Here is an 18,541-nt window from a genome sequence, read left to right as displayed (position 1 = left end):
CCGATGCACGTATTCGCCATCGGGGCCAGCGGGGTCCTGGGGCGCCACCTCGTCCCGATGCTGCTGCGCCGCGGACACGACGTGACCGCCATGGCGCCCGGAGACCGCCTCGACCGCCTGCCGGAAGAAGCCCGCCGAATCCGGGCGTCGCTGCTCGACCCGGTCGCCGGGCGACTGCTGGCGACGGAGTTCAAGGACGTCGACGCGGTGGTCAACGCGGCCACCGCGGTCCCGCCGACCGCGGGCAGCTGGGCGCTGAACACGGCGCTGCGCAGCACCGGAACCGCGGTGGTGACCGACGCGCTGCAGGAAGCCGGGGTGGGGCGCTTCGTCCAGATGAGCATCACGATGGCCTACGCGGACGGCGGCGACACCCCGCTGACCGAGACGGCGCCGTTCGACCACCGGCCGGAACGGACGACCATCGTCGCCCCGGTCCAGGCGATGGAAGCCGCGGTCCGCGAACTGCCCGCCGACGAGATCGCGTGGAGCATCCTGCGCGGCGGACGCTTCGTGGGCCCCGCGACGGTGCAGGACCAGCAGCGGGCCCGGCTGCGCGCCGGGCAGCTGCCCATCCCGGGCGACGGGCGGTCGTGGGCGGCGATGGTGCACGCGCGGGACTACGCGGAGGCGGTGGTCGGCGCGCTGGAGCGCGGCTGCGCGGGAGAGACGCTGAACATCGCCGACGAGCCCGTCCGGGTCGCGGACTACTACCGCGAGCTGGCCCGCGCGGACGGCAGCCCGGCCCCTGGGCAGGCCCCGGACGAGGCCGCCGAACCATCGCACCGCGTGAGCAGCGAAGCGGCGCGGCGCCTCCTCGACTGGTCCCCGGTGCACGGCATCTGGCCGGTGCGCGGCGGGGAGCGGTGACAGGAAGGTTCCCATCCTCGCACCGGAGCCGACGGCCGGAACGGCTCCACAAAGGCGCCCGGTGGGTCATCGGTGACAGGAAAGTTCCCATGCACGCACCGCAGGAACCGGCCTGTTGACAGGAAAGTTCCCATGCACGCACCGCACGGCCCGGTGGTGACAGGAAAGTTCCCATGCACGCACCGCAGGAACCGGCCTGTTGACAGGAAAGTTCCCGAGCTCGCACCGCACGGCCTAGTGGTGACAGGAAAGTTCCCATGCACGCACCACACGGCCCGGTGGTGACAGGAAAGTTCCCATGCACTCACCGGGCGTGCGGCGGGTCAGCACTCGATGACGTTGACGGCGAGGCCGCCGCGAGCCGTCTCCTTGTACTTGACCTTCATGTCCCGGCCGGTCTCGCGCATGGTCTTGATGACCTTGTCCAGCGAGACGAAGTGGGTGCCGTCGCCGCGCAGCGCCATCCGCGCCGCCGTGATCGCCTTCACCGACGCGACCGCGTTGCGCTCGATGCACGGGATCTGCACGAGACCGCCGATCGGGTCGCAGGTGAGCCCGAGGTTGTGCTCCATCGCGATCTCCGCGGCGTTCTCCACCTGGCTCGGGGTCCCGCCGAGCACCTCGGCGAGCCCGGCGGCCGCCATCGAGCACGCCGACCCGACCTCGCCCTGGCAGCCGACCTCGGCACCGGAGATCGATGCGTTCTCCTTGAACAGCACGCCGACCGCACCGGCCGCGAGCAGGAAGCGCACCACGCCGGCGTCGTCGGCGCCCGGCACGAACCGCATGTAGTAGTGCAGCACCGCGGGGACGATCCCGGCCGCGCCGTTGGTCGGCGCGGTCACCACGCGCCCGCCGGCCGCGTTCTCCTCGTTCACCGCGAGCGCGAAGAGCGTCACCCACTCCAGCGCATCGTCGTGCTCGGTCAGCGAAGCGGCCAGCTCCGCCGCCCGCCGCCGGACCTTGAGCCCGCCGGGCAGTTCACCGGAGTTCCGGCATCCGTTGTCCACGCATTCGCGCATGACCTGCCAGATGCCCAGCAGCTCCTTGTGCACGGCGTCCTCGCCGCGCCAGGACAGCTCGTTGGCCAGCATGACGCCGCTGATCGGCAGCCCGGACTCCTCGGTGCGGGCGAGCAGTTCCGCGCCGGTCCGGAACGGGTACCGCACCGCGGTCGCGTCGGGCTTGATCCGATCGGTGCCGGTGGCGTCCTCGTCGACGACGAAACCGCCGCCGACCGAGTAGTAGACCGCGCTCTCCAGCTCGACCCCGTCGGTGCCGGTCGCGGTGAACCGCATCCCGTTGGGGTGCAGCGGCAGCGACTTGCGCCGGTGCATCACCAGGTCGCGGTCCACGGTGAACCGGATCTCCTGCACGCCGTCGAGCCGCAGCCGCCCGGTCTCCCGGATCTCGGCGACCCGGCCCTCCACCGCCGCCGGGTCGACGGTCTCCGGGCTGTGCCCCTCGAGGCCGAGCAGCACCGCCTTCGGGCTGCCATGCCCGTGCCCGGTCGCGCCGAGCGACCCGAACAGTTCCGCCTTGATCCGCTTGACCTGCGGCAACCGTCCCTCGCCGTGCAACCGCTGCACGAACAGCCGGGCCGCGCGCATCGGGCCGACCGTGTGCGAACTGGACGGCCCGATACCGACCGAGAACAGGTCGAAGACGCTGATCGCCATTGACCGTCTCCTCCCTCGCCTAATCCCCGCTACTCCGCGATCACCGCGGCGTACTGCTCGGCGGTGAGCAGAGCACCGGTGTCGGAGGTGCGCACCTCCAGCAGCCAGCCCTCGCCGTAGGGCTCGGAGTTGACCAGCGCCGGATCGTCCACGACGGACTCGTTGATCGCCACGACCTCGCCGGTGACCGGCGCGAACAGGTCGCTGACGGACTTCGTGGACTCCAGCTCGCCGCAGGCCTGGCCCGCCTCGATCTGCTCCCCCACCTCGGGCAGCTGCACGAAGACGATGTCGCCGAGCGCGTCCGCGGCGTGCTGGGTGATGCCGATCCGGACCAGCTCGTCGCGGTCCTCGATCCACTCGTGCTCTTCGGTATAGCGCAGGTTCGCAGGCAGGGACATGGCGGGAGGCTCCAAGGCTTTCGGGGGCAGGGATGCCCGAGCGGGGCTGGGCCTCCCCCTCTGTTTCGGAACCTGAGAGCTTCGCCGCGGTTTCTCGCGGCTTGCACCGTGGGTGGAGCGTCAGGGATGACGCGCGCTTTCCAGAGTTGCCTCGCCCGAACGGTCATGGGTGCCTGAGAGTTTGTGGGGAGTCTTGCTCCTTCGGCGCCCTGACGGCTCGGCGTGAGCCCTCAAGGTCTCTCCCGCACGGGGTCGACGGCCGGTATGCGATTGTCGATGTGCTCAGCAACGATAAACGGGCCAGCCCTGGTGTCAATGCCCTCCCCCACCTGACCGGCGGCGGCCCGAAGCACTCAGGAGGCCGGTGATGCTGGACATCCGGGCGCTGGTCGAACGGGTCGGCCCCACACTGCTGCGCACCGTGGTCAGCCCAGAGCCGACGGTCTGCGTAGGGGACGTCGTCATCGCCGAACCCGATGAGCCGCCGACCGCGGCGGGCGGCGACCTCGTGCTGGGCGTGGCCGTCGCGGATCGCGAGCAGGCGAAGCGGCTGGCGAGGGCCTGCGGCGCGCAGGGCGCGGCAGCGGTGCTGCTCAAGCCGCCGATCTCGGCGGACGACGCGGTGGCCGCGGCGGCCGAGGAAGCCGGAGTGGCGTTGGTGGAGGTCCGGCCGGGTACCGGCTGGGCGCAGTTGGTGTGGCTGATCCGGGCGGCGCTGGCCGGGACCGGCATCGAGGAGGCCGACGCGCGCGGCACCGGGGTCGGCGACCTGTTCCGCCTCGCCGACGCGGTCGCCGACGTGGTGGACGCGCCGGTCACGATCGAGGACGCGCACTCCCAGGTCCTGGCCTACTCCGCCCGGCAGGACCTGACCGACCCGGCGCGGGTGTCGACGATCATGGGCCGGAAGCAGCCCGACGAGGTGCTCGCCAAGTTCCGGGCCCGCGGCACGTTCCGCCAGCTCAGCAAGGGCAGTTCGGCGATCTTCGTGCCCGCCCAGCAGGACGGCACCCTGCCCCGCCTGGTGGTGCCGATCCGGATGGGCGGCGAGCTGCTCGGCTCGATGTGGGCCGTGGTGCCCGGGGAGGTCTCCGAGGAGCGCTCCACCGCGTTCGCCGACACCGCGCCGCTGGTCGCGCTGCAACTGCTGCGGTGGCGGGCGGTGGCGGACGCGGAGCGCCGCCGGTCCGCCGAGCAGGTGCGGCTGCTGCTGGAGGGGGGCGAGGGCTGGCGGGTGGCCGTGAACGAGCTCGCCGTGCCCAACGAGGCGCATCGGGTCGTCGCGATCGAAATGCCGTCGTCCGCCGGGCCCGCGGAGGGGCACCGGCTGGCGATGTGGGAGTGGATCACGCGCGGGATCGGGCGGCGCCCGCTGGTCACCGAGATCGGCACCATGCTCTACGCCCTGGTGCCGGACCGGGCGGGCGCGGGCGGCTGGCCGGACCTGCGAGAAGCGCTCATGTCCCACGACGCTTCGCCGCGCCCGCTGATCGCGGTGGGCAATGCGGTGGCGGTCGCCGACCTGCCCCAGTCGCGCGCGCAGGCCGAGGAGCTGGTCGGCCTGCTGCGCACCGGCCAGCTGCGCGACCGGGTGGCGGTGTACGAGGACAACTGGCACCTGGTGGTGCTCAGCCGGATGGCCGGTGCGTCGACCGACGCGGGCGTCGGCTCCCTGGGCCCGCTGCCGGTGCTGCGCGAGCACGACCGAACGCAGGGCACCGAATACCTGGCAACCCTCCACGCGTGGCTGCGCCACCCGGGCGACCCGCGGCAGGCGAGCCGAGAGCTGCGCGTGCACCCGAACACCTTCCGCTACCGGATGAAGCGGCTCACCCAACTCGTGGACATCGACCTGGAGAGCCCCAACGTCCGCGCAGCGCTGTTCGTGCAACTGCTCGCCGACCGCTGGGCCCAGCACGGCTGACAGCAAGGGAACTTTCCTGTCACCCCGCCCCCGCCGAGCCGCGCCCCCGCCGGCTGCGAGCAAGGGAACCTTCCTGTCACCACCAGGCCCGTGACGCACCCCCGGTGACGTGCGGAAGGGAACCTTCCTGCCACCGCATGACAGGAAAGTTCCCTTGCTTTCACCGGCCGCTCGGGTGGCCGCGAGCAAGGGAACCTTCCTGTCACCCCGGCGTCCTCACCGCGCCGTTTCGGCCCCTGCCGACGCGTTGACTTCGCCGCCGCGGGCTTTGTGCTGCGGGCACAAGGCGCGCGGGGCAATCTCATCCCGCGGGAATGATGCGCCCCTTTCGGCGGCAGCGGATCGTGGTGCGCAACAGGAGACGAAAGGATTCCGCCGTGAAGATCGCAGTGCCGCGCGAGATCAAGAACAACGAGTACCGGGTCGCGATCACACCTGCGGGCGTGCACGAGCTGACCACCCGCGGTCACGACGTCTTCGTCGAGACGAACGCCGGCGCCGGTTCCTCCATCCCCGACGAGGACTACCTCGCCGCCGGGGCGAAGGTGCTGCCCACCGCCGAAGAGGTGTGGGGCGAGGGCCAGCTGGTCCTCAAGGTCAAGGAGCCGATCGCCGAGGAGTACCCGCGGTTGCGCCGGAACCAGGTGCTGTTCACCTACCTGCACCTGGCGGCCTCCGCCGAGCTGACCGACGCGATGCTGAAGTCCGGCGTCACCGGCATCGCCTACGAGACGGTGCAGACGGCCAACGGCGCTCTGCCGCTGCTCGCGCCGATGAGCGAGGTCGCCGGGCGCCTCGCCCCGCAGGTGGGCGCCTACTCGCTGATGCGTCCCTGCGGCGGCCGCGGCGTGCTGCCGGGCGGTGTTCCCGGCGTGCACCCGGCGCGGGTCGTGGTGATCGGCGGTGGCGTCGCGGGCCTCAACGCCGCGCGCGTCGCGCTGGGCATGGGCGCCGACGTCGAGCTGCTCGACACCAACGTCGACAAGCTCCGCGAGATCGACCGCGACTTCCACGGCCAGATCCGCACCGTGACGTCCAACCGCTACTCGGTCGAGCAGGCCGTGCGGGCCGCCGACCTGGTCATCGGCGCCGTGCTGATCCCGGGCGCGAAGGCCCCGAAGCTGGTCTCCAACCACCTGGTCTCCGAGATGAAGCCGGGCAGCGTGCTGGTCGACATCGCCATCGACCAGGGCGGTTGCTTCGCCGACTCCCGCCCGACCACGCACGACGACCCGACGTACCGGGTGCACAACTCGGTGTTCTACTGCGTGGCGAACATGCCGGGCGCGGTCCCGAACACCTCGACGCACGCGCTCACCAACGTCACGTTGCCGTACGTGCTGCGCATCGCCGACCAGGGCTGGCAGCAGGCCTGCCGCGCGGACGACGCGCTCGCCGGTGGCCTCAACACCCACGACGGCAAGCTGGTCAACGAGCCGGTCGCCGAGGCGCACGGGCTGACCAGCACCCCGATCAGCAGCGTGCTCGCCTGATCTCGCCTGCGAGCGGGGGAACCTTCCTGTCACCGCGCGGCAGGGCGGTTCCCCCGCTCGCGGCGTTTTCGCATGCGGGAGCCCGTTCTGGGACGTGTTCTCGGATCGTCGCCGCGGATGCACCGAACAGGTGATGCGCTCACACAGCCGAACGGGGCGGCCCGCTCAACCAGCCTGGGGGTCACCGGGAGCAGGCCGCCACTTTTAGTGTAGGCCACGATCGCCCATTTGCCGAAGCAGCGAGCCCCCGCTCGACCGCCAATTTCGGACCGAATCGATAACCACTCGATGGAGTGAGCCTCGAGTGGTGGATGTGCAGGCGTGCGCCTCGACTGCCGATGTCACCCGATGGGAGTCGTCGGAGTGCTCCGCTCCGCGATCTCCACCGGCAACACCGACGCACTCGCAACGTTCGACGGTGGGAGACGAAGTGACGGACACGGCGCTGCGGAAAGCTGTCCTCGACCGACTCGACAGGGTGGATCTGGCATCCGAAGACAACGCACCCGAGGTGCTGTTGCCGCTCGCCCGCTCCGAGCTCTACCGGCTCACCGAGGGCCTGCGCGCCCTGCTCGACGAACACGAACCGGCCGAGGACGGCAGGTGCCGGTCCTGCCAGGGCACGCTCCGCAGCCGACCGTGGCCGTGCACGATCTGGGTGACCGCGCACCGGCTGCTGATCGGGGACCACACCGGCGAGCCCGCGCACGCCCGCGGCAGCGGTCTGGACGCGCTGCGCCGGAGGCTGCGGCGCAGGCGGGACGACGAGGCGAAGGACATCGCGGTCATACCCGAGCCGATCATCTCCTCGACCGGCCCCGGGCCCAGCGACTGGGACACCAACGAATTCCTCCGCCCCGACCTGACCACGGACCCGACCCCGCCGCTGGCGACCGGTCACCTCGATGCGGATCGCGGCACGATCTACCGGGCCGCCGTGATCGACCGGTCCATCCGCTGGCCCTAGGGCCCGCACGTGGCGATGTCCGTCACACCGCAGGGCCGCGAACACGCCCGGCGCTGAGAACAAGCTGGGAAAACGCTCCTTCGCACCTGACCACCCGGGCCTGTCCGGCAGGATGGGCCCCGTCGGTTGAACGGGTGATGATGGAGGGCGTGTGCACGACGGCAGTGGCCGGCTCGTCGTTGAGGGTCTCAGCAAGAGCTTCGGCCCGGTCAGCGCGGTGCAGGACCTGAGCTTCACGGTCCGCCCCGGGGCGGTGACCGGCTTCCTCGGCCCCAACGGGTCCGGCAAGACGACGACGCTGCGGATGCTCCTCGGCCTGGTCATGCCCACCTCGGGCACGGCCACCATCAACGGCCTGCCGTTCCACCAGCTGCCGAACCCGGCGAGCGTGGTCGGCGCCGTGCTCGACGCGCAGAGCTTCCACCCCGGTCGCACCGCCCGCCACCACCTGCGGTGCTACGCCGCCGCGATGAACGTGCCGGACACGCAGGTCGACCGGGCCCTCGAACTCGTCGGGCTGGGCTCCGCGGGGAAGCGCAAAGCGGGCACGTTCTCGCTGGGCATGCGGCAGCGCCTGGCGCTGGCCACCGCGCTGCTCGGCGACCCGCAGGTGCTGGTGCTGGACGAGCCGGCCAACGGGCTGGACCCGGAGGGCATCGCCTGGCTGCGGAACTTCCTGAAGGCCTTCGCCGCGAGCGGCCGGACGGTCCTGATGTCCAGCCACTTCCTCCGGGAGATCGAGCACACCGTCGACCAGCTGGTGATCATCAGCCGCGGGCGCTGCGTCTTCGACGGCCACCTCGACGAGCTGCGCGCCGCGCAACGATCGCGGACGCTCGTGCAGGCCGCCGACCCCCGCAAGCTGATCGAGAAGCTGCACGCGGCCGGATTGAGCGTCGACTACATCCCGGACGGCCGGCTCGCGGTGACCGGCGCCGACTCCCGCACGGTCGCGGACCTGGCGCTGGAGGCCGGGATCGCGTTGTACGCGATGCAGGACGAGCGGATCGGCCTGGAACAGCTGTTCTTCCAGCTCACCCACGGCCAGTACACCGGCATCCAGCAGCACGGCGCGCAGGCCGCGCCGGACGCCCGCGGATTCGGGGGGACCGCATGATGGTCGCGCTCGTCAAGGCGGAATTCCGCAAGATCTTCACCACGAGCCTGTGGTGGGGGATGCTCGCGCCGGTGGTGCTGCTCGGCTTCGGCGCGGGCTCGCTGGGCGGCCCCATGGCGGCGCTCATCGACTCGGTGAAGGAGCTCGACCGGCCGGTCCCGCTGGGCCTGCTGTCGCTTTCGATGTCGACGAACTTCAGCACCATCTTCGCGGGGCTGTTCGGGGCCATGGCGTTCGCCGGCGAGCACCGGAACAGGACCATCTCGACGACGTACCTCACCGGCAACCCGCGCGGTGCGGTGCTGGCGGCGAAGCTGCTCGCCTACTCGGGCATCGGCCTGATCTACGGCGTGACGAACGTGCTGTCCGCGAGCCTCGGCAGCCTGGTGGGCGCGGGCATGGACTTCGGCACCTTCGGCAGCCTGGCCGACTGGCTCAGCGTCGGCGCGGCCGGTGTGCTGACGATGGTGCTGTGGACGGTGCTGGGCGTCGGGTTCGGCGCGCTGGTCGCGAACGCCGTGCTCGCGATCATCCTGCCGCTGATCTACAAATTCATGGTCGAATTCATCCTGTCGCTGGTCCTGATCGGATCGCCGATCTCCGGCGTCAGCCCGTACCTGCCCGGGACGGCCGGCAACGGCATCGTGGCGAACATGGCGGTGCCGCTGTTCGTCTCCGCGGTCGCCGGGCCCGACGAGCCGGACACGCCGCGGGCGATCTTCGAGATCCTGCACTTCTTCTTCGGCGGCAGCTACGGCCATCCGTGGTGGGCGAGCCTGCTCACCTTCGTCGGCTACGCCGCCGTGTTCATCGCCGGTGGCTGGCTGGCCGGCCGCCGGCGCGACATCGCCTGACGCGCACCACCTGCGGAAGGGAACCTTCCTGTCACTGCGGCGCCGGTGACAGAAAGGTTCCCTTCCTGCCATCGCGCCTCCCGGCAGGCCCGCAGCCCGACCCCAGGAACCGATGGGTGGTGCATGGGAACCTTCCTGTCATCCCACGCAGCGGAGGCCCTCGATGACGTGAGCATGGGAACCTTCCTGTCAGTCCGGCCTCGGTCTGGGCCGTCGTGGTGACAGGAAAGTTCCCATGCTCGCACTGCCTCCCCGGTTTGGCGGGGGTCACAGCGACCGTCCGGCCGGGCTGCGCCGTCGGTGGGGCGGCATAACCTGGCGAGGTGAGCGACTCCGGTAATCCCCGCCCGACTTCCGGCGGTTGGATCCGTCGCCTCTTCGCCGCCTGTCGCCGGCACCCCGTGGCCCTGACGTTGGCGATGGGTGCGTCCGTCACGGCGGTCGGGTTGGAGGCGCTGGTTCCGCTGCTGACCAAGCTGGCGGTGGACGACGCCGTCGCGCGCAGCACCGACCGCCTGTGGTGGATCGTGATCGCGCTGCTCGGGCTCGGCGTGTTCCGGTTCGCGTCGGCGTTCGTCCGCCGCTACAGCGCCGGGCGGCTGGCCCTCGACGTGCAGCACGACCTGCGCCGGGCGGTGTTCGCCGCGATGCAGCGGCTGGACGGCGGGAAGCAGGACGCGCTGCGCACCGGCCAGGTCGTGTCCCGCTCCATCAGCGATCTGCAGATGGTGAACTCGCTGCTGTCGATGCTGCCGCTGGCGGCCGGTACTGCGGTGCTCGCGCTGTTCGCGATCGTGGTGATGTTGTGGCTGTCACCGCTGCTCACGGTGGTTTCGCTGATCGTCGCGCCGCTGATCGCGGTGATTTCGGCGCGCAGCAAGAAGAGCTTGTTCCCCGCGACGTGGTCGGCTCAGCAGCGCGCCGCGGACATCGCGCAGCACGTCGAGGAAACCGTCACCGGTGTCCGGGTCGTGAAGGGCTTCGGCCAGGAGGACCGCGAGGTCGGGCGGCTGGAGGGCCGCGCGCGGCGGCTGTTCGCCGAGCGGCTGCGCGCCGCCAGGATGACGTCGAAACCGGCGGCGAGCCTGGCCGCGCTGCCCTCCGCCGGGCAGGTCGGGGTGCTCGGCCTCGGCGGCTGGATGGTGCTGCAGGACCAGGTGAGCCTCGGGACGTTCGTCGCCTTCGCCGGGTACGTGGCGATGCTGGCCGGTCCGGCCCGGATGTTGTCGAGCGTGATGATCCAGGCGCAGCTCGCCCGCGCCGGTGTCGAGCGCATCCACGAGCTGATCGACTCCCAGCCCGAGGTGCAGGAGAAGCCCGGCGCGGCGACCCTGCCCGACGGGCCGCTGGAGGTCCGGCTCGACGACGCGAGCTTCGGCTACACCCGCGATCAGCCGGTGCTGCGCGATGCGTCGCTGCTCGTCAGCCCCGGCGAGACCGTGGCGCTGGTGGGCCCGGCGGGTTCGGGAAAATCGACGGTTTCGCTGCTCCTGCCGCGCTTCTACGACGTGCACGCGGGGAGCATCCGGATCGGGCCGGCCGAGGACGGCGACGCGAGCCACGACATCCGCGACCTGCGGCTGGATTCGCTGCGCGCCGCGGTCGGGGTGGTGTTCGAGGAGGCGTTCCTGTTCTCCGACACCATTCGCGGCAACATCGCGTACGGCCGCCCCGACGCTTCGGAGGCCGACGTGATCGCCGCGGCGAAAGCCGCGGAAGCGCACGAGTTCATCACCAGCCTCCCCGACGGCTACGACACGACGGTCGGCGAGCGCGGCCTGACGCTGTCGGGCGGGCAGCGCCAGCGCGTGGCGCTCGCGCGGGCGCTGCTCTCGGACCCGCGGATCCTGGTGCTCGACGACGCGACGTCGGCGGTGGACCCGGCGACCGAGGCCGCCATCCACGACACCCTCCGGTCGGTGACCGCGCAGCGCACCACCCTGCTGATCGCGCACCGCCGGTCGACGCTGGCGCTGGCCGACCGGATCGCGGTGCTCGACGAGGGGCGCGTCGTCGACGTCGGCACCGAGGACGAGCTGAACCAGCGGTGCGAGCTGTTCCGGTCGCTGCTGGCCGGTCCCGGGGAGTCGATCGACAACCGCAGCGACGGCCATGTCGTGGCCGGGCCGGACGGCATCACCCCGGAGCTCTGGCCGCCGGTGGACGACGCCGAATCGGCAGCCGTCGACGCGGCGACGATGCCCGGGTCGCGCGGCATGGGCGGCATGACGATGCCGCCGACACCCGAGTTGGCCGAAGGCATCCGGAAGCTCCCGCCCGCGACCGATCAGCCCGATCTGCGGGGCGAAGACGCCACGGCGCCCGACCCCGATTTCAAGCTGTCCCGGCTGCTGCGGCCGATCCGCTGGGGCCTGCTGCTGACCGTGCTGCTGGTGGCCGGGGATGCGCTGACGTCGATCTCGCTGCCGTCGCTGGTGCGCCACGGCATCGACGGCGGGGTGAGCTCGGGCCACACCGACGCGCTGTGGGTCGCCACCGGCCTGGGCGTCGTGGTCGTCGTGGCGGGCTGGCTCGTGGTCAGGTTGCAGACCGTCATCACCGCGCGCACCGGCGAGACGCTGCTCTACCTGCTGCGCTTGCGCAGCTTCGCGCACCTGCAACGGCTCGGGCTGGACTACTACGAACGGGAGCTCGCCGGCCGGATCATGACCCGGATGACCACGGACGTCGACGCGCTGTCGACGTTCCTGCAGACCGGGCTGGCGACGTTCGTGGTCAGCGTGCTGACGCTGTTCGGCATCGCGGGCGCGCTGCTGGTCACGGACGTGTCGCTGGCGCTCGTGGCGATGGCGGTGCTGCCGTTCCTGCTGGTGGCCACCGTGATCTTCCGCAAGGTCTCGTCGACCGCTTACGCCGAAGCGCGCGAGCGGGTGAGCACGGTCAACGCGGACCTGCAGGAGAACGTCTCCGGGATGCGGGTGGCGCAGGCGCACCGCCGCGAGGGGCACGCCGCGAAGGTGTTCGCGCAGCGCAGCGACGCCTACCGGCGGTCGAGGCTGCGCGCCCAGCGCTACATCGCCACCTACTTCCCGTTCGTCGCGCTGCTGTCGGAGATCGCGCAGGCGGCGGTGCTGGGCGTCGGCGCGGCGCGAGTCGCGTCGGGCGATCTGACCGCCGGCGTGCTGGTCGCGTTCCTGCTCTACCTCGGCCTGTTCTTCTCTCCCGTGCAGCAGCTGTCCGGCGTGTTCGACGGCTACCAGCAGGCGAAGGTGGGGCTGCAGCGGATCGGGGACCTGCTGCGGACGCCCACCTCGGTGCCCGCCGCAGCCGATCCCGCTCCCGTGCCGGAGCGGTTCGAAGGGGGCGTCGAGCTCCGGTCGGTGTCGTTCCGCTACCCGGGCACGGAGCAGTTCGCGCTGCGCGACATCGCGCTGCGGGTGCGGCCCGGCGAGACCGTGGCGCTGGTCGGGGCGACCGGTGCCGGGAAGTCGACGCTGATCAAGTTGATCGCGCGGTTCTACGACGCCACCGACGGCGCCGTGCTGATCGACGGGCAGGACATCCGCCGCTACGACCTCGCGGCGTTCCACCGGCGGCTCGCCGTCGTCCCGCAGGAAGGCCACCTGTTCACCGGGGACATCGCCAGCAACGTCGCCTACGCGCAGCCGGACGCCGATCCGACGGAGGTCGAGGCCGCGGCCCGGGCGGTCGGGGCGCTGCCGGGGATCGCCATGCTGCCGCGCGGCTTCCGGCAGCAGGTGGGAGAGCGCGGGCGGGGCCTCTCGGCGGGTCAGCGGCAGCTGGTCGCGCTGGCGCGCGCCGAGTTGGTGGACCCCGATGTGCTGCTGCTCGACGAGGCGACCGCCGCGCTCGACCCGGCGACGGAGTCGATGGTGGTCGCGGCCAGCGACCGGGTGGCGGCGCAGCGCACGACGTTCGTCGTCGCGCACCGGCTGGCGACGGCGGCGCGCGCCGATCGCATCGTGGTCATCGACGACGGCCGGATCGTCGAGCAGGGCAGCCACGCCGAACTGCTCGCGGACGACGGCCACTACGCACGCCTGTGGCGGGCAGCGGACGGCGCGCCGGGCGAGCGGGAGCGGGACATCGACGCGACCAACATCGCCTGACCGATGTGAGCAAGGGAACCTTCCTGTCACCACCGAGCCCTGTGACGTGAGGAAGGGAACCTTTCTGTCATCCCCCGGCCTGCCGTGCCGCCGCGGATTGAGAGGAAGGGAACTTTCCTGTCATCGCCGGGCCCTGCGGTGTGAGGAAGGGAACCTTCCTGGCAGACGCCCTGGTCGGAGGGCGGAGCAAGGGAACCTTTCTGCCACCGAACCGCACAACGCCGCCCACTCGCGTACACGGAAAGGAACATTTCAGACACGCTCCGCAACCGCGGCCGCCTGTCGTCACACCTGCTCGGGACGAGTGGGGCCGGAGTGTCGCCGAGGCCCGAACTCCGCGAATGTCCATTTACGGAGAGGGAACACAGCGTGTCGATGAAACGTCATACTGGTGTCGGACGACAACCCGGATGGAGTAGTACCGAGCAACGCCGATCTTGAGTGGTGCATGCCGAAGTGCGGTCGATGATCGTTCGTCCGAGCCGGACGGGGCCCGTTCCCCGCGAGCTGGGCTTTCCTGATCGATTTTGTGACCGAGCTCGTCGGCCGAACGGCCGTCCTGTGTGTCAACCGCGCGAATCGGACCGCTAGCCTGGTACCTGAGTGTGTCTGTAAATCACGAGCATATGGATCGAGGCGAACGCCAGCCGTGTCCAGCAGCCCTGCGTCACAGTTCGGCCCCAACGAGTGGTTGATCGAGGAGATGTACGAGCAGTTCCTCAACGATCCCACTTCCGTAGACTCGGCGTGGCACGAATTCTTCGCCGACTACAAGCCGGGCCAGGCAGCCACCGAGAACACCGCTGCTGCCGCCGCTGCAGCGGCCCCGACGACCACGGCCACCGCGACGCGCCCGAGTGAGACCAATGGTCAGGTCCCGCCGGCCGCCGCTGCGACCGCGCCCCCGGCGAGCAAGCCCGCCGCCGCACCCAAGCCGTCCCCGCAGCAAGCCGCCAAGGCCGCTCCGGTGAAGGAGCCCCAGGCCGGTGGCGATGTGAAGACGCTCCGCGGGGCCGCGGCTGCGATCGCCAAGAACATGGATCAGTCGCTGACCGTGCCGACCGCGACGAGCGTGCGCGCGGTGCCGGCCAAGCTGCTGTTCGACAACCGCATCGTCATCAACAACCACCTCAAGCGGAACAAGGGCGGGAAGGTCTCCTTCACGCACCTGATCGGCTACGCGCTGGTCCGGGCGGTCCGGGACTACCCGAACATGAACCGCCACTACGGCGAGGACGCCAAGGGCAAGCCCGCGGCCGTCACGCCGGAGCACATCAACCTGGGCCTGGCCATCGACCTGCCGGGCAAGGACGGGTCGCGCAACCTCGTGGTCGCCTCCATCAAGGGCTGCGAGGACATGACGTTCCAGCAGTTCTGGCAGGCCTACGAGGACATCATCCGCAAGGCCCGCAACAACGCGCTGACCGCCGACGACTTCGCCGGCACCACGATCTCGCTGACCAACCCCGGCCCGTCCGGCACCAACCACTCGGTGCCGCGGCTGACCAAGGGCCAGAGCGCGATCATCGGCGTCGGCGCGATGGACTACCCGGCGGAGTTCCAGGGCGCCAGCGAAAAGGCGCGGGTCGACATGGGCATCAGCAAGATCGTGACGCTGACGTCCACCTACGACCACCGGGTCATCCAGGGCGCCGAGTCCGGTGACTTCCTGCGCAAGATGCACCAGCTGCTGCTGGGCGAGGACGGGTTCTTCGACGACATCTTCGCGTCGCTGCGGATCCCGTACGAGCCGGTGCGCTGGACGCAGGACATCCCCGAGGGCGCGGTGGACAAGACCGCCCGCGTGCTCGAGCTGATCGACGCCTACCGCACCCGCGGCCACCTGATGGCCGACATCGACCCGCTGAACTACCGGCAGCGGCGGCACGAGGACCTCGACGTCCTGTCGCACAGCCTCACCCTCTGGGACCTGGACCGGGAGTTCGCGGTCGGCGGTTTCGCCGGCAAGGAGCACATGAAGCTCCGCGACGTGCTGGGCGTGCTGCGCGACTCGTACTGCCGGACCGTCGGCGTCGAGTACATGCACATCCTCGAGCCCGACGAGCGCGAGTGGCTGCAGCAGCGGGTCGAGAAGCCGCACACCAAGCCGGAGCCGTCGGAGCAGAAGTACATCCTGTCGAAGCTCAACGCGGCCGAGGCGTTCGAGACGTTCCTGCAGACCAAGTACGTCGGGCAGAAGCGCTTCTCGCTGGAGGGCGCCGAGACCGTGGTGCCGCTGCTGGACGCGGTGCTGGACACCTCGGCGGCGCACGAGCTCGACGAGGTCGTCATCGGCATGCCGCACCGCGGCCGCCTCAACGTGCTGGCCAACATCGTCGGCAAGCCGATCTCGCAGATCTTCCGGGAGTTCGAGGGCAACCTGGACCCGGGCCAGGCGCACGGTTCCGGCGACGTCAAGTACCACCTCGGCGCCGAGGGCAAGTACTTCCGGATGTTCGGTGACGGCGAGACCAAGGTGTCGCTGACGTCGAACCCGTCGCACCTGGAAGCCGTCGACCCGGTGCTCGAGGGCATCGTCCGCGCCAAGCAGGACATCCTGGACAAGGGCCAGGAGGGCTTCACCGTTCTGCCGGTGCTGCTGCACGGCGACGCCGCGTTCGCCGGTCAGGGCGTGGTCGCCGAGACGCTGAACCTGTCGCTGCTGCGGGGCTACCGCACGGGCGGCACGGTGCACGTGATCGTCAACAACCAGGTCGGTTACACCACCGCGCCGGAGCACTCGCGCTCCAGCAAGTACTGCACCGACGTGGCGAAGATGATCGGCGCCCCGGTGTTCCACGTCAACGGCGACGACCCCGAGGCCTGCGTCTGGGTCGCGAAGCTGGCCGTGGCGTACCGCCAGGCGTTCGGCAAGGACGTCGTGATCGACATGGTGTGCTACCGCCGCCGCGGTCACAACGAGGGCGACGACCCGTCGATGACGCAGCCGAAGATGTACGACGCGATCGACAAGATGCGCAGCGTCCGCAAGGTCTACACCGAGGCCCTGATCGGCCGCGGCGACATCACCGTCGAAGAGGCGGAGAAGGCGCTGAAGGACTACGCGGCCCAGTTGGAGCACGTGTTCAACGAGGTCCGCGAGCTGGAGAAGCACCCGCCGTCGCCGAGCCCGTCGGTGGAGTCCGAGCAGCAGGTGCCGCGCGGACTGGCGACCGCGATCTCGCAGGAGACCTTGGAGCACATCGCCGAGGCGCAGATCAACCTGCCGGAGGGCTTCACCCCGCACCCGCGCGTCAAGCCGGTGCTGGAGCGTCGCGCCAAGATGGGTCGCGAGGGCGGCATCGACTGGGCGTTCGGCGAGCTGCTGGCGTTCGGTTCGCTGGTCATGGAGGGCCGCCAGGTCCGCCTGACCGGTCAGGACAGCCGGCGCGGCACGTTCGGACAGCGGCACTCGGTGCTCATCGACCGCAAGGAGAACGCCGAGTACACGCCGCTGCAGAACTTGTCGGACGACCAGGCGAAGTTCCTGGTCTACGACTCGGCGCTGTCGGAGTACGCGGCCCTGGGCTTCGAGTACGGCTACTCGGTCGGCAACCCGGATTCCCTGGTGTTGTGGGAAGCGCAGTTCGGTGACTTCTTCAACGGCGCCCAGTCGGTGATCGACGAGTTCATCTCGTCCGGTGAGGCCAAGTGGGGCCAGCGGTCCGACGTGGTCATGCTGCTGCCGCACGGCCACGAGGGCCAGGGCCCGGACCACAGCTCGGCCCGCATCGAGCGGTGGCTGCAGCTGTGCGCCGAGGGTTCGATGACCGTCGCGATGCCGTCGACGCCGGCGAACTACTTCCACCTGCTGCGGCGGCACGCGCTGGACAACATCCACCGCCCGCTGGTGGTGTTCACGCCGAAGTCGATGCTGCGGTTGAAGGCCGCGACCAGCCCGGTCGAGGACTTCACCAACGGCAGCAAGTTCACCTCGGTGATCGACGACCCGGCGCAGCCGGACCCGGCCAACGTGCGCAACATCGTGCTGTGCACCGGCAAGCTCTACTACGAGCTGGCCGCGCACCGCGACAAGGAGGGCATCACCGACACCGCGATCGTCCGGCTGGAGCAGCTCTACCCGCTGCCCCACCGCAAGCTGGGCGCGCTGTTCGAGCGGTACCCGAACGCCACCTCGATCCGGTGGACGCAGGAGGAACCGGCCAACCAGGGTGCGTGGCCGTTCCTCGGCCTGGCCCTGCCTGAGCTGTTCCCGCAGCTGGTCGGCAAGCTCCAGCGGGTCTCGCGCCGTCCGATGGCCGCCCCGGCCACCGGTATGGCCAAGGTCCACGAGGTCGAGCAGGCCGAGGTCGTGCGCAACGCCTTCGCCTGATCACGGCTGAAGCGGGCCGCCGGTTCCCTCCCGGAACCGGCGGCCCGTTTTTTGCGGCTGCAGCGGATTTCCGGAAACGCTGCGCTGGATACCGTCGGATCCGGTTGCCGCAAAGCTTGCTTCGGGGGAGCCCGCCGGATGATCGCACGTGAGGACCTCGCCGAGGTCTTCGAGGAGGAGAACCTCGTCCGCCTGGACGTGTCCGCGGCCGCCGGTTTCTCCGATGCCGACCGGCAGATCCTCACCCAGGTCGGCCTGCCGCGTTTCGCCGGTGAGCTGTTCACCACCGAGGTCGTCGGCCGGCCCCGGCTCTTCGACGTCGAGGAATTCACGGCGAACGGCGTGGCGAAACAGGGTCATCTTCATCGGCGGGCCGGAGGACGACTTCAGGCCCGGTTCTTCCTCGACGAGCGCGACGGATTCGTGGTGCTCATGGCGCTGACCTCCGGCGGCGGCGAGGCGGAGGTCGTGAACAGTTCGCTGCGCGACTTCCTGGAGTTCCTCTACTGGTACGCGGTGCGCTTCGACTCACCGGAGAACTCCCGGGCGGAAACCGACGCGCTTTCCGCTCGCCTGCAGGACCCGCGCGCCTTCCACTCCCCCGACAGCTGGTCCACGGCGCTCGACGGCCTCTCGGAGGCCGGGACCGCCTGACCCGCACCGCGACGTGGAACGGTGACAGGAAGGTTCCCATGCTCCACGGCCCCGGCTCGATGCGGTTGGCCGCGTCGGATTAGAGTCCTGCTCCGGCCTTGTGGCGTTCAGCCCCGGAGCTTCGCAAGCACAACGACCTTCCCGCCGTTCGGGGCGGT

General features: G+C 70.5%; 11 protein-coding genes and 1 riboswitch. Of the genes, 9 read left to right on the top strand and 2 right to left on the bottom strand.

Annotated elements, in window-relative coordinates; translation table 11 throughout:
* The first annotated feature begins 3 nt into the window (after nucleotides 1–3).
* Entirely contained in the window at nucleotides 4–870 is an 867-nt protein-coding gene (locus AB0H93_RS20050) for an NAD-dependent epimerase/dehydratase family protein (protein ID WP_358574392.1), read from the top strand.
* A 323-nt stretch (nucleotides 871–1,193) separates the two neighbouring features.
* On the opposite strand, the gene AB0H93_RS20045 is transcribed toward AB0H93_RS20050, so the two are convergent.
* Together AB0H93_RS20045 and gcvH are read right to left on the bottom strand one after the other, a co-directional pair.
* Nucleotides 1,194–2,549 carry an L-serine ammonia-lyase gene (locus AB0H93_RS20045; protein ID WP_358574391.1) on the bottom strand — a complete coding sequence of 452 codons (1,356 nt, stop codon included), beginning with the start codon at nucleotides 2,547–2,549 and terminating at the stop codon, nucleotides 1,194–1,196.
* Nucleotides 2,550–2,578: 29 nt separating this feature from the next.
* Entirely contained in the window at nucleotides 2,579–2,950 is a 372-nt protein-coding gene (gcvH, locus tag AB0H93_RS20040) for a glycine cleavage system protein GcvH (RefSeq protein ID WP_132489726.1), read from the bottom strand.
* Nucleotides 2,951–3,100: 150 nt separating this feature from the next.
* Nucleotides 3,101–3,205, bottom strand: a riboswitch (glycine riboswitch).
* 112 nt (nucleotides 3,206–3,317) lie between these two features.
* On the opposite strand from gcvH, the gene AB0H93_RS20035 reads away from it, so the two are divergent.
* The 8 genes from AB0H93_RS20035 to AB0H93_RS20000 all read left to right on the top strand — a co-directional run bounded on the left by AB0H93_RS20035 (nucleotide 3,318) and on the right by AB0H93_RS20000 (nucleotide 18,383).
* Entirely contained in the window at nucleotides 3,318–4,874 is a 1,557-nt protein-coding gene (locus AB0H93_RS20035; protein WP_358574390.1) for a helix-turn-helix domain-containing protein, read from the top strand.
* 377 nt (nucleotides 4,875–5,251) lie between these two features.
* Nucleotides 5,252–6,367, top strand: coding sequence for an alanine dehydrogenase (gene ald / locus AB0H93_RS20030; RefSeq protein ID WP_358574389.1), 1,116 nt, complete (start codon nucleotides 5,252–5,254; stop codon nucleotides 6,365–6,367).
* A gap of 418 nt (nucleotides 6,368–6,785) precedes the next feature.
* The gene (locus AB0H93_RS20025) at nucleotides 6,786–7,334 is read left to right on the top strand and encodes a hypothetical protein (RefSeq protein ID WP_358574388.1); all 549 of its coding nucleotides are present in this window, start codon (nucleotides 6,786–6,788) and stop codon (nucleotides 7,332–7,334) included.
* A 151-nt stretch (nucleotides 7,335–7,485) separates the two neighbouring features.
* Nucleotides 7,486–8,451 (top strand): ATP-binding cassette domain-containing protein, encoded by a 966-nt coding sequence (locus AB0H93_RS20020; RefSeq protein ID WP_358574387.1) that lies wholly within the window; start codon nucleotides 7,486–7,488, stop codon nucleotides 8,449–8,451.
* Nucleotides 8,448–9,305 carry an ABC transporter permease gene (locus AB0H93_RS20015; protein ID WP_358574386.1) on the top strand — a complete coding sequence of 286 codons (858 nt, stop codon included), beginning with the start codon at nucleotides 8,448–8,450 and terminating at the stop codon, nucleotides 9,303–9,305. Before AB0H93_RS20020 ends, AB0H93_RS20015 begins: the two co-directional genes overlap by 4 nt.
* Nucleotides 9,306–9,724: 419 nt before the next feature.
* Entirely contained in the window at nucleotides 9,725–13,396 is a 3,672-nt protein-coding gene (locus tag AB0H93_RS20010; protein ID WP_358574385.1) for an ABC transporter ATP-binding protein, read from the top strand.
* A 649-nt stretch (nucleotides 13,397–14,045) separates the two neighbouring features.
* Entirely contained in the window at nucleotides 14,046–17,729 is a 3,684-nt protein-coding gene (locus AB0H93_RS20005; RefSeq protein WP_132489736.1) for a multifunctional oxoglutarate decarboxylase/oxoglutarate dehydrogenase thiamine pyrophosphate-binding subunit/dihydrolipoyllysine-residue succinyltransferase subunit, read from the top strand.
* Nucleotides 17,730–17,867: 138 nt separating this feature from the next.
* Nucleotides 17,868–18,383 (top strand): SUKH-4 family immunity protein, encoded by a 516-nt coding sequence (locus AB0H93_RS20000; protein ID WP_358574383.1) that lies wholly within the window; start codon nucleotides 17,868–17,870, stop codon nucleotides 18,381–18,383.
* Nucleotides 18,384–18,541 lie beyond the last annotated feature (158 nt).

The sequence above is a fragment of the Saccharopolyspora sp. NPDC050642 genome (assembly GCF_040654735.1).
GTDB classification, from domain to species: domain Bacteria; phylum Actinomycetota; class Actinomycetes; order Mycobacteriales; family Pseudonocardiaceae; genus Saccharopolyspora; species Saccharopolyspora elongata.
Note: the sequence above shows the minus strand (reverse complement) of the source record. Positions and strands in the feature narration are given on the sequence as shown.